This is a genomic window from Bacillus sp. FJAT-27251, from assembly GCF_001273925.1.
In the GTDB taxonomy this organism is placed as follows: domain Bacteria; phylum Bacillota; class Bacilli; order Bacillales; family Cytobacillaceae; genus Mesobacillus_B.
Window position 1 is genome coordinate 2,238,483 of sequence record NZ_LIGG01000001.1, and the last position, 12,156, is coordinate 2,250,638.

The following is a 12,156-nucleotide window of genomic DNA, read 5'->3' on the forward strand; positions in this document are numbered from 1 at the left end:
TCTGCCTATTTTTTTAATATATTACTATTAGTACCTAGTCATAATAGTGCGGATGGTGTAATGTTGATGAGACGAAATAAGCGCGACCGCCAGCAGATGCTGGTGGAAACTATAGAGGAAAACCCGTTTGTGACGGATGAGGAACTGGCTGAGAAGTTTGCAGTCAGCATCCAGACCATCAGGCTTGACCGCCTGGAGTTATCGATTCCCGAACTGCGGGAAAGAATAAAACACGTGGCCGAAAAACGGTTTGAAGATGAAGTCCGCTCCCTTCCGCTTGAAGATGTGATTGGTGAAATCATTGATATTGAGCTTGATAAAAAAGCGATCTCCATTCTGGATGTAAACAAAGAGCATGTATTCACAAGAAACCAGATTGCCCGGGGACATCACCTTTTCGCCCAGGCCAATTCCCTTGCTGTCGCAGTCATCAACGATGAGCTGGCCCTTACAGCAAAAGCCCATATCCAGTTTACCCGGTCCGTAATGGAAAATGAGCGGGTCATCGCCAAGGCGAAAGTAACCCGGATTGATGAAAACACGGGCAGGACCTTTGTGGACGTATACAGCTATGTGAACAATGAGCTTGTGTTCAAAGGCGAGTTCGAGATGTACCGATCACAAAAAACGAACTAAAGGATGGACAACATATGAAATTGGCTATCGATGCAATGGGCGGCGACCATGCACCAAAGGAAATTGTCCTTGGCGCTATGAAGGCCGTCCAGGCATTTAATGATGTACATATTATCCTTGTTGGGGATGAAAACAAAATTAAGGAGCATCTTGTTCCCTCGGAAAGAATTGAAGTCCTTCACACCGAAGAAGTGATTTTGGCAACAGACGAACCAGTCCGGGCTGTTCGCCGCAAGAAAGACGCCTCGATGGTGCTCGCAGCCAGGCAGGTGACAGAAGGGAAAGCGGATGCCTGCATCTCAGCCGGGAATACCGGTGCCCTAATGGCGGCTGGTCTGTTTGTAGTCGGAAGGATTGAGGGGATTGAGCGTCCTGCGCTTGCCCCGACCCTCCCTACCATCGGCGGAGAAGGCTTCCTCCTGCTCGATGTAGGGGCCAATGCCGATGCCAAGCCTGAACATTTGCTGCAGTACGCTGTGATGGGCTCCATCTACAGTGAAAAAGCACGCGGAATCAAGAACCCCAGAGTGGGACTCCTCAATATTGGCACAGAGGAGAAAAAGGGAAATGAGCTTACCAAAAGCGCGTATGCCCTGCTGAAAGAGGCGGATATCAACTTTATCGGCAATGTGGAAGCAAGGGATTTGCTCGACGGCGCAGCCGATGTCGTAGTCACAGATGGTTTTACAGGAAACATGGTCCTAAAAACGATTGAAGGGACCGCGATGTCTGTTTTCAACATGTTAAAGTCCGCTTTGACGTCAAGCGTGAAAAGCAAGCTTGCTGCCGCAGTGCTGAAGCCTGACTTGAAAGTCCTGAAAAATAAAATGGACTATTCCGAGTATGGAGGCGCTGGCCTTTTTGGCTTAAAGGCACCAGTCATCAAGGCTCATGGCTCATCTGACAGCAATGCCATTTACAATGCCATTCGACAGGCAAGGGAAATGGCGGCCAATGACGTTTCAGGCACGATAAAAAAAGCGATTGAAGAAGGATAAGCCAGTAAATGATAGGGGGATAAAGATGGGGAAAATTGCGTTTCTGTTTCCCGGACAAGGTTCGCAGCAGGCTGGTATGGGAAAAGAGCTTGCCGCGGCCAACGAGGCCGTAAGGGAATTGTTCGACAAAGCGGATGAAGTGTTAAAGGATAAGCTAAGCTCCGTTATTTTTGAAGGACCGCAGGAAAAGCTTACGCTGACGGTAAATGCCCAGCCCGCGTTATTGACCGCGAGCATCGCCATCCTTGAGCATTTCAAGCAGTCCGGCATTGAACCAGATTATGTTGCAGGGCACAGCCTGGGTGAATATTCCGCCCTTGTGGCCGCGGGAGCCTTTTCTTTTGAGGATGGAGTCCATGCAGTCCGCAGACGCGGAGAACTAATGGAGCAGGCAGTCCCGAATGGTCTTGGAACAATGGCGGCGGTGCTTGGCATGGAACGGGGGCCCTTAGCGGATGTGTGCGAGACAGTCTCGGCAGGAGGGAATCCAGTTCAGCTTGCCAATTTAAACTGCCCCGGTCAGATTGTGATTTCCGGTTCAAGGCAAGGGGTGGAAGATGCATCGCTAAAAGCAAAAGATGCTGGTGCCAAGCGGGTTCTTCCGCTTAATGTTAGCGGACCATTCCATTCTGAGCTGATGAAGCCGGCTGCCGGTGAATTTGCCAAGGTTCTTGATAACATTCAGATACACGAAGCGAAAGTTCCAGTCATTGCCAATGTCTCTGCCCAACCGATGCAGGATGCAGCCGAGATTAAGGGGAAACTGATTGAACAGCTGTACTCACCGGTGCTTTGGGAAGACAGTGTTAAAAAGATGCTTGAATTGGGAGTGGACACTTTCATTGAGTTTGGCCCTGGAAAAGTGCTTTCAGGACTTGTGAAAAAAATTGACCGTTCCGCAAAAACCTATCCTGTTTTCGACCAGCAAAGCTTTGAGGCTGCGGTGTCGGCTTTAAAGGAGGAGAATTAATTGAAACTTGAAGGAAAAGTTGCCCTGGTCACGGGTGCTTCCCGCGGGATTGGGCGGGAAGTCGCTCTTGAACTGGCAAGAGAAGGAGCCAATGTGGCTGTCAATTATGCTGGCAGTGAAGCAAAGGCGGCTGCTGTAGCAGAGGAAATCCGCTCATTGGGCAGGGAAGCCATAGTCATCCAGGCTGATGTTTCGGATGCCGATTCCGTTGAAGGAATGGTCAAACAAACGATTGAAGCCTTTGGCCGAATTGACATTCTTGTGAATAATGCGGGAATCACCAAGGATAACCTATTGATGAGAATGAAAGAATCCGATTGGGATGAAGTCATCAATATCAACCTTAAAGGTGTGTTCCTCTGTACAAAGGCTGTAACAAGGCAAATGATGAAGCAGCGGAGCGGACGGATCATCAATATGAGCTCCATTGTAGGAGTAAGCGGAAACGCGGGCCAGGCCAACTATGTCGCCGCAAAATCCGGAGTCATCGGCTTGACGAAAACGACAGCCAAGGAACTCGCATCCAGGGGGATCACCGTCAATGCGGTTGCCCCAGGCTTCATTACGACCGACATGACCGACAAGCTCAACGAAGAAACAAAGAACGAAATGCTCAAACAAATCCCGCTCGCCCGACTTGGAGAGCCAATTGACATCGCAAGGACCGTCGTCTTTCTCGCATCGGAAGACAGCCGCTACATGACAGGACAAACTTTGCATGTAGACGGTGGAATGGTAATGTAGAAAAGGGGAAGCGGCTGTTCAGCGACGTATGGACTGGAGCCCGGCGACTGAGATAAGGCGAAACTGCAATCAGCGAGTGACCTTTTCGCTGATTGCTAGTTGAGCCAATCGGGTTTTTATGGGCAGTTAAGTATTTACTGCCCGTTAAAACGCGATAAAGGAAACACGAAGAGCGTAGCGATTCGATGTTGACTTATCGTAGGGAGGCGGGGGAAGTCCACTAGTCGCTAGCCGCTGGAGCTGCAGAGAAAAGCGGAGCCGACTGCCCAGGCCCGACAGGCATAAGACGCGCCTTCAATTCAGGAGTGGCTTATGACCCGAGGGGCTAGGAGGTGCAGCTGGACAACAGGAAATGTGGAAACGTCTTTATTATTTATTTTGAATCATCTATAATGGCTTGAGGGGAGGTGAACAAGCATGGCAGAAGTTTTAGAACGTGTAACTAAAATCATTGTGGACCGTTTGGGAGTGGATGAGAATCAAGTGACTCTTGAAGCATCCTTCAAGGATGACCTTGGTGCGGATTCCCTTGATGTCGTTGAACTGGTTATGGAACTGGAAGACGAGTTCGACATGGAGATCTCTGACGATGACGCTGAGAAAATCGCGACAGTTGGTGACGCTGTTAATTACATAAATGGCAAAAAGTAAACTGTGGATTTGCTCTAAAAGCTCCGTTATTTAACGGGGCTTTCTTCTGTGTGTGGGAAAGATTTCTGCAGGCAGGCGCGCCGGTTATTTTTAACAAGAAAAAATCGGCGTTTTTTTGCCTTTTCCTGCTTCTTTTTTGTAAACTAGAGATAGTGTGTAAATTTTGAGCAAGGTGGAATTAGGATGCGCAATTTCAGTAAGGACAAAGATAGGAAAGTGAACCGCGCGAAGGATCAGAAATTCAAAGAGTTCCAGGCAAGGATCGGAATTCAATTTGAAAACGAGAAACTGCTTAAACAGGCTTTTACCCATTCATCCTATGTGAATGAGCATCGCCGGAAGCCCTATGAGGACAATGAAAGGCTTGAATTCCTTGGAGACGCTGTTCTTGAATTGACTGTTTCCCAGTTTTTATATAAAAAATATCCCATGATGAGTGAAGGGGAACTAACCAAATTAAGGGCAGCGGTCGTCTGTGAACCGTCCCTTGTGGCATTTGCCAATCAGTTGAACTTTGGCGAAGTTGTCCTGCTTGGAAAGGGCGAGGAAATGACTGGCGGGCGCACAAGGCCTGCTTTGCTTGCCGATGTGTTCGAGGCTTTCATCGGGGCGTTATATCTTGATAAGGGAATCGACACTGTCCTGGCATTTTTAGAAAAAATCGTGTTTCCGAAGATTGATGCAGGTGCTTTTTCGCATGTGATGGATTTCAAAAGCCAGCTGCAGGAACTAGTTCAGCGCGATGCGGCTGGTACACTGCAGTATAAGATCCTGGCTGAAACCGGACCGGCGCACAGCCGGGAATTCGAATCCCGAGTCACATTGAACGGGGAAGAGCTCGGGACTGGAAAAGGCCGGTCCAAAAAGGAAGCGGAACAGCATGCGGCACAGAAAGCGCTGGAAAAATTAAAAACTCATATGGAAGCGATCTCGAAGCAAAACGACATCCAGAGCAACGATTAACTTGAAAGGGAGAGCTTTAGAGTGTATTTAAAACGTTTAGACGTGGTCGGCTTTAAATCCTTTGCCGAGCGAATTAACGTCGAATTCGTTCCGGGTGTAACAGCCGTCGTGGGCCCAAATGGAAGCGGAAAGAGCAATATTACCGATGCAATTCGTTGGGTGCTTGGTGAACAATCGGCAAAGTCGCTGCGCGGGGCAAAGATGGAAGACATCATTTTTGCAGGCAGCGACTCCAGAAAGCGGCTCAATTTTGCCGAGGTAACACTTACACTCGACAATGAAGACCAGTTCTTGCCAATTGACTACAATGAAGTGAGCGTCACCAGAAGAGTATATCGCTCGGGAGAAAGCGAATATTTGATCAATAAGCAAGGATGCCGCCTGAAGGATATCGTCGACCTTTTTATGGATTCAGGCCTTGGACGGGAAGCTTTCTCGATTATTTCCCAGGGGAAGGTCGAGGAGATCCTAAACAGCAAGCCTGATGACAGAAGGACCATTTTTGAGGAAGCGGCTGGAGTCCTGAAATACAAGACCCGCAAGAAAAAAGCGGAAATGAAACTGTTTGAAACGCAGGAAAATCTAAACCGCGTGGCAGATATCCTCCATGAACTGGAGGGCCAGGTGGAACCGCTGAAAATCCAGGCTTCCATGGCGAAAGATTATACGGAGAAAAAGGCTGAGCTCGAGAAGATTGAGGTCGCGCTAACTGCGCATGAAATCGAAGAGGTTCATGGAAGCTGGGAAAGGATGTCTCAAAAGCTGGAGGAGCATAAGGCGGAGGAAAAGAAAATGGCAGCCCTCATCCAGGAGAAGGAGACTGCCATTGATCAGCTTCGCAAGGGAATTGCGATTTCCGATGAAGCCATTCTCAGCATGCAAAATGACCTCCTGCTTGCCAGTGAGGAGCTCGAAAAGCTTGAGGGAAGGAAAGAGGTCCTAAAAGAGCGTAAGAAAAATGCGACTCTTAACAGAGGACAGCTGGAGAAAAGCATAAAGGAAATCTCGGCAAGGATCTCCATCCTTAAAAAGGTTAAAAGCGAGCAGGAACAGGCGGTTGACCTCCTTGGCAAAGAATCCGCCCGTCTTTCCGCCGGTCTTATGGAACGCCAGCAGCAGCTGAAACTCTACAACGAGGATATCGAAGAAAAAATCGACTCATTGAAAAGCGATTATATCGACCTTCTTAACCAGCAGGCCAGCGCTAAAAATGAACTGACATATATCGGCCAGCAGCTTGCCCAGCAGACGTCGAGGAGTTCGCGGCTTGATGCGGAGAATGACAAATTCCTTGCAAGCCGCGATGAAATTGCCGGCAAAAAGGCTGAAGCGGAAAAGCGGCTTGCACACMCCCGCCAGGAAGTGGAGGCGGAGGTCCAAAAGTACCTTGAAGCCCAGAGAAGGCTGGAGGCGCTGGAAGCCAGCTTTGAAAAACAGGAAAAAACCTTGTACCAGGCCTACCAGTATTTGCAGCAGGCCCGTTCGAAGAAAGAAATGCTCGAAGAAATGGAAGAGGAGTACACCGGCTTTTTCCAGGGTGTAAAAGAAATCCTGAAAGCCAGGGGGAAAAAACTTCAGGGCATAGAGGGCGCTGTTGCAGAACTGATCAAGGTACCGAAAAAATATGAGCTTGCAATGGAGACGGCTCTTGGCGGAGCGATGCAGCATATTGTCGTGGCCAATGAGGAAACTGGACGGGCAGCGATTCAGTACCTCAAGCAAAATGCCTATGGACGAGCGACGTTTTTACCGCTCTCTGTCATAAAAGGCAAATCGGTTGCCCCCCACTTGCTTCAGGCCATCAGCGGCCACCCAGCGTTTGTCGGGACTGCTGTCAGCCTGATCGGGTTTGATGAAAAATTTCAGCAAATCATCAATAACCTACTTGGGAATGTGGTTATCTCCAAGGACCTGAAGGGTGCCAACGAAATCGCCAAAATTCTTCAATATCGAAGCCGGATTGTTACCCTCGAAGGAGATGTTGTCAATCCGGGCGGCTCCATGTCCGGGGGAGCGGCCAAGAAGAATGCCTCGGCCCTGCTTAGCCGAAAGGGCGAGCTGGATGAACTGAAGCAAAAGCTGGCTGAAATGGAAGATAAGACCCGCCAGCTTGAAGTGAGGGTCAAGTCCATGAAAGGTGAACTGCAAACCGGTGCAGCGGACCTTGAACTTCTGCGAAGGCAAGGAGAAGATCTTCGCCTGAAAGAGCAATCGCTTAAAGGGCAGCTGCGCGAAATTGAGATTGAAGAGCGGAACATCAATGACAGGCTGGCCGTCTATGATTCCGAGCAGAGCCAGTTCAATCAGGAAAAAGCAAAGCTGAAAGAGCGGGAAAGCCAGCTGCTGCAGAAGGTAGAGAAGTATCAAGACGCACTCGAAAAGCTGGACAGGGAAATTGCAGAATTGACCAACCGCAAAAATACCAATTTAACCTCGAAAGAAACACTTGCTGACGAAATAGGCGAATTGAAAGTGGAACTTGCGGCCAACAAGGAGCAGCTGGCCTACGCGCATGAAAAACTTGAAAGTGCGAGCGCTGAATTGGCCCTGCAGAAGGAACGTCTGGAGACGGCCAAGGAAGACCTGGACCTTCTTTCGTCGGAAATGACATCCGACTCCTCGGGAGAAAGCCAGCTTGAGGAAGCGGCACGCAAAAAACTGGAAGATAAGAACAGGACAATGGAATTGATCTCCCAAAAGCGCGATGAACGCCTGAAGATGCAGGAGCAGCTTGAAAACCTTGACCTTGAAACAAAGGAACTGCACCGGCTTCATAAAGGTCTGGCTGAAGTGCTGAAGGATGAGGAAGTGAAACTTAACCGCCTGGATGTAGAACTGGATAACCTGATTGCCCACCTGCGGGAAGAATATCTATTATCCTATGAAGGAGCAAAGGAACAGTATCCGCTCACCATGCCTGCAGAAGATGCCAGGAGAAAAGTGAAGCTGATCAAGCTGGCGATTGAAGAGCTGGGAACGGTGAACCTGGGGGCCATCGAGGAGTATGAACGTGTATCCGAGCGCTATGAGTTCCTGAATGAACAGAAAAGCGATCTTCAGGAAGCAAAAGATACTTTGTTCCAGATTATTGCGGAAATGGATACGGAAATGAAAAAGCGGTTTGACGAGACCTTCAGGGCAGTACGCTCTCATTTTGAAGCCACCTTCCAGTCACTTTTCGGCGGTGGAAGGGCCGATTTGCGGCTCACGCAGCCTGACGACCTTCTGAACACAGGCATAGAACTGGTGGCTCAGCCTCCAGGCAAGAAACTGCAGCATCTGGGCCTGCTTTCCGGCGGGGAACGGGCATTGACCGCCATCGCCCTGCTTTTTTCAATCCTTAAAGTGCGTCCAGTACCGTTCTGTATCCTGGATGAGGTTGAAGCGGCTCTTGATGAAGCGAATGTCTACCGCTTCAGCCAATACTTGAAACGCTACAGTTCGGAAACCCAATTCATTGTCATTACCCACCGGAAAGGCACGATGGAAGAAGCAGATGTGCTTTACGGGGTGACCATGCAGGAATCAGGTGTTTCCAAGCTCGTTTCCGTAAGGCTCGAGGAGACACAGGAGCTTGTAAAATCATAGACTGAAAGGCAGTGGGATTTGTGAGCTTTTTTAAAAAGTTAAAAGAGAAGATTACCAAACAGACAGAAACAGTCAGCGAAAAATTCAAAGATGGATTAACGAAGACCCGGGACAATTTTTCGGGAAAGGTGAATGACCTTGTTGCCCGCTACCGGAAAGTCGACGAGGAATTCTTTGAAGAACTCGAAGAAATCCTTATCGGGGCAGACGTTGGCTTTGAAACGGTCATGGAGCTTATTGATGAACTTAAAATGGAAGTGAAACGCCGCAACATTCAGGACCCCCGGGAGGTCCAGGCTGTTATCTCGGAAAAGCTGGTTGATATATACGAAGGAGCCGGTGACGAAGAGAGCACCCTGAACCTCGAAAATGAAGGCCTGACCGTTATTTTATTTGTCGGTGTGAACGGCGTTGGCAAAACAACCACAATCGGCAAGCTTGCCCATAAATTCAAGCAGGAAGGCAAAAGCGTCCTGCTTGCTGCCGGCGATACGTTCCGTGCAGGTGCCATTGATCAGCTGGAGGTATGGGGCGAACGGGTCGGTGTCGATGTGATCAAGCAGGCCGAGGGCTCCGACCCTGCGGCTGTCATGTATGATGCCGTAAGGGCGGCAAAATCCCGCGGCGTGGATATTCTATTATGCGATACAGCGGGCCGTCTGCAGAATAAAGTAAACCTGATGAAGGAACTTGAAAAGGTTAAAAGGGTCATTGAGCGGGAAGTGCCAGGTGCGCCGCATGAAGTGCTTCTCGTGCTTGATGCGACAACTGGACAAAACGCCCTGATTCAGGCCAAAACCTTCAAGGAAGCGACGAATGTAAGCGGCATTGTACTGACGAAGCTTGATGGGACAGCAAAAGGCGGCATCGTGATTGCTATCCGCAATGAACTTAATATCCCGGTCAAGTTTGTCGGCCTTGGTGAAAAGATGGATGACCTCCAGGAGTTCGATGCCGAGAAATATGTATACGGCCTTTTTGCCGATTTGGTTGAAGAGGCTGAATAGGCAGGGGAAGGATCGCTCAGGCGGAGCCTTGGGTTCACCCTTTTTTGCCCCCTGCAGCCTGAATGGACCGGGGGGAAACCCTGTTCACACCTTGACAGGAAATGCCCGCCTGTGTACACTGTTTGTATGTAAAGGTTTTTCACTTAACATGGGGGGATGAAGATGCTTGAGAAAACAACCCGGATCAACTATCTTTATGATTTTTATCAAGCCTTGTTAACTCCCAAGCAGCAAAGCTATATGTCGCTTTATTATCTGGATGACTATTCCCTTGGGGAAATTGCCGAGGAATATGAAGTCAGCCGCCAGGCCGTCTATGACAATATAAAAAGGACAGAAGCGATGCTCGAAGAGTATGAGGAGAAGCTTTTGCTTTTTGCCAGGTTTCAGGAGCGCAGCAGGCTTATTGCGAAGATGAAAGACGCATTAAGCGGCGAGCCCGACTTGAAGGCCCTGGAAGATTTGGTCGTACAGATTGAGAATTTAGATTAGGAGGCGGCAACAATGGCATTTGAAGGATTAGCCGACCGACTGCAAAATACGATGCAAAAAATCCGCGGAAAAGGCAAGGTTTCCGAAGCGGATGTAAAAGAAATGATGCGCGAGGTCCGTCTCGCCCTGCTTGAGGCTGACGTTAACTTTAAAGTAGTAAAGGATTTTGTCAAAAAGGTAAGCGAACGCTCCGTTGGCCAGGAAGTCATGAAGAGCCTGACACCGGGCCAGCAGGTTATCAAGGTTGTTAAGGAAGAGCTTACCGAGCTCATGGGCGGAGAACAAAGCAAAATTGCCGTTGCGAACCGCCCGCCGACTGTCATCATGATGGTCGGCCTCCAGGGTGCCGGTAAAACGACAACCACTGGCAAGCTTGCCAATCTTTTACGAAAAAAATACAACCGCAAACCATTGCTGGTGGCGGCGGATATTTACCGTCCCGCCGCAATCAAGCAGCTCGAGACTCTTGGCAAACAGCTGAGCATGCCTGTTTTCTCCCTTGGGGACCAGGTCAGTCCTGTTGAGATTGCCAAGCAGGCCATCGCAAAAGCGAAGGAAGATCATCATGATTATGTCCTGATTGATACCGCCGGCCGTCTTCATGTTGATGAAAAACTGATGGACGAGCTGAAGGAAATCAAGGAGCTGTCAAAGCCTGATGAAATCTTCCTGGTGGTCGACGCGATGACTGGCCAGGACGCGGTGAACGTTGCCCAAAGCTTCAATGAGCAGCTGGGACTTACCGGCGTTGTGCTCACCAAGCTTGATGGCGATACCCGCGGCGGAGCTGCCTTATCGATTCGTGCCGTGACCAATACTCCGATCAAATTTGTCGGTCTCGGTGAAAAGCTGGATGCGCTGGAATCTTTCCACCCTGAGCGGATGGCTTCCCGCATTCTCGGCATGGGAGATGTCCTCACCCTTATCGAAAAGGCGCAGGCTAATGTGGATGAAGAGAAGGCGAAAGAGCTTGAAAAGAAAATGCGGACTGCTACCTTCACGCTGGACGATTTTCTTGAGCAGCTTGGCCAGGTCCGCAATATGGGTCCGCTTGACGAGCTTCTGAAAATGATGCCTGGAGCAAATAAAATCAAGGGCCTTAACAACGTGCAAATTGAGGAAAAGCAAATCGCCCACGTTGAAGCGATCATCAAGTCGATGACGAAGCAGGAAAAAGAGCATCCGGAAATCATCAACGCCAGCAGGCGCAAACGAATTGCAAAAGGCAGCGGCCGAACGGTACCCGAGGTGAACCGCCTGCTTAAACAATTCGAAGACATGAAAAAAATGATGAAGCAAATGTCCGGCATGCAGCAAAAAGGGAAGAAAAAAGGCGGTTTCAAGCTTCCTTTCAACCCGTTTTAAGGTGTTTTTACCACCAAAATTAACCTGTAAAGAAAAAACCCTTTACAACCCAAATTGAATTTGTTATTATTCTATCTTGTGTGAAACTATTCGGAGGTGCTTATATAAAATGGCAGTTAAAATTCGTTTAAAGCGTATGGGAGCAAAAAAATCTCCTTTCTATCGTATTGTAGTAGCTGATTCTCGTTCTCCACGTGACGGCCGTTTCATCGAAACAGTCGGAACTTACAATCCAGTTGCCCAGCCGGCAATCGTGGACATCAACGAAGAGCTTGCTCTTAAATGGCTTCAAGACGGTGCGAAACCATCTGACACAGTTCGCAACCTGTTCTCGAACCAGGGCATCATGGAAAAATTCCATAATGCTAAGCTTAGCAAGTAATCAGCATGAAAGAATTAATTGAGACAATCGTAAAGCCACTGGTTGATTTTCCGGAAGATGTCCAAGTGGATTCCACCGAAGATGATCATCGCGTCACCTACCGTCTCTCTGTCAATAAGAGCGATATGGGTAAGGTGATCGGAAAACAGGGGCGCGTTGCCAAGGCTATCAGGACAGTCGTCTATGCAGCAGGAGCTTCGCAGCAAAAAAAGATTTTTTTGGAGATTGTTGAATAATTAAGCGTAAAAATGGAGGGGAATCCCCTCCATTTTTTTGTGGCTGCAGGAGCTGACATCCAGGAGCAGCGTGGGTACCTTCTTGGGGGCATTATAGGAAGGGCACTGATGAAGGGTGTCAGTG

The 12,156-nt window shown here is 49.0% G+C and carries 12 protein-coding genes; all 12 read left to right on the top strand.

The window, feature by feature from the left end; genetic code table 11:
- Positions 1–66 precede the first annotated feature (66 nt).
- The 12 genes from fapR to ADU22_RS10660 all read left to right on the top strand — a co-directional run bounded on the left by fapR (position 67) and on the right by ADU22_RS10660 (position 12,032).
- A complete protein-coding gene (gene fapR, locus ADU22_RS10605) occupies positions 67–636 on the top strand; it encodes a transcription factor FapR (RefSeq protein WP_053362125.1) in 570 nt (189 codons plus the stop codon).
- A 14-nt stretch (positions 637–650) separates the two neighbouring features.
- Positions 651–1,634 carry a phosphate acyltransferase PlsX gene (plsX, locus tag ADU22_RS10610; protein ID WP_053362126.1) on the top strand — a complete coding sequence of 328 codons (984 nt, stop codon included), beginning with the start codon at positions 651–653 and terminating at the stop codon, positions 1,632–1,634.
- A 25-nt stretch (positions 1,635–1,659) separates the two neighbouring features.
- Positions 1,660–2,604 (top strand): ACP S-malonyltransferase, encoded by a 945-nt coding sequence (gene fabD, locus ADU22_RS10615; protein WP_053362127.1) that lies wholly within the window; start codon positions 1,660–1,662, stop codon positions 2,602–2,604.
- Positions 2,605–3,348, top strand: a complete 744-nt coding sequence (fabG, locus tag ADU22_RS10620; RefSeq protein WP_053362128.1) for a 3-oxoacyl-[acyl-carrier-protein] reductase — start codon at positions 2,605–2,607, stop codon at positions 3,346–3,348.
- 417 nt (positions 3,349–3,765) lie between these two features.
- Positions 3,766–3,999 carry an acyl carrier protein gene (locus ADU22_RS10625; RefSeq protein ID WP_053362129.1) on the top strand — a complete coding sequence of 78 codons (234 nt, stop codon included), beginning with the start codon at positions 3,766–3,768 and terminating at the stop codon, positions 3,997–3,999.
- A 183-nt stretch (positions 4,000–4,182) separates the two neighbouring features.
- The gene (gene rnc / locus ADU22_RS10630) at positions 4,183–4,962 is read left to right on the top strand and encodes a ribonuclease III (RefSeq protein ID WP_053362130.1); all 780 of its coding nucleotides are present in this window, start codon (positions 4,183–4,185) and stop codon (positions 4,960–4,962) included.
- Between the two features lie 21 nt (positions 4,963–4,983).
- Positions 4,984–8,550: a chromosome segregation protein SMC gene (gene smc / locus ADU22_RS10635; protein WP_053362131.1), complete on the top strand. Its 3,567-nt coding sequence runs from the start codon at positions 4,984–4,986 to the stop codon at positions 8,548–8,550.
- A gap of 20 nt (positions 8,551–8,570) precedes the next feature.
- Positions 8,571–9,557, top strand: a complete 987-nt coding sequence (gene ftsY / locus ADU22_RS10640) for a signal recognition particle-docking protein FtsY (RefSeq protein ID WP_053364525.1) — start codon at positions 8,571–8,573, stop codon at positions 9,555–9,557.
- 162 nt (positions 9,558–9,719) lie between these two features.
- Complete coding sequence (locus tag ADU22_RS10645; protein ID WP_053362132.1) at positions 9,720–10,049, top strand: putative DNA-binding protein; 330 nt, start codon at positions 9,720–9,722, stop codon at positions 10,047–10,049.
- A gap of 12 nt (positions 10,050–10,061) precedes the next feature.
- The gene (ffh, locus tag ADU22_RS10650) at positions 10,062–11,414 is read left to right on the top strand and encodes a signal recognition particle protein (protein WP_053362133.1); all 1,353 of its coding nucleotides are present in this window, start codon (positions 10,062–10,064) and stop codon (positions 11,412–11,414) included.
- Between the two features lie 109 nt (positions 11,415–11,523).
- A complete protein-coding gene (rpsP, locus tag ADU22_RS10655) occupies positions 11,524–11,796 on the top strand; it encodes a 30S ribosomal protein S16 (protein ID WP_046522165.1) in 273 nt (90 codons plus the stop codon).
- 5 nt (positions 11,797–11,801) lie between these two features.
- On the top strand, positions 11,802–12,032 hold the full coding sequence (locus ADU22_RS10660) for a KH domain-containing protein (RefSeq protein WP_053362134.1): 231 nt from the start codon (positions 11,802–11,804) through the stop codon (positions 12,030–12,032).
- The last annotated feature ends 124 nt before the right edge of the window (positions 12,033–12,156 follow it).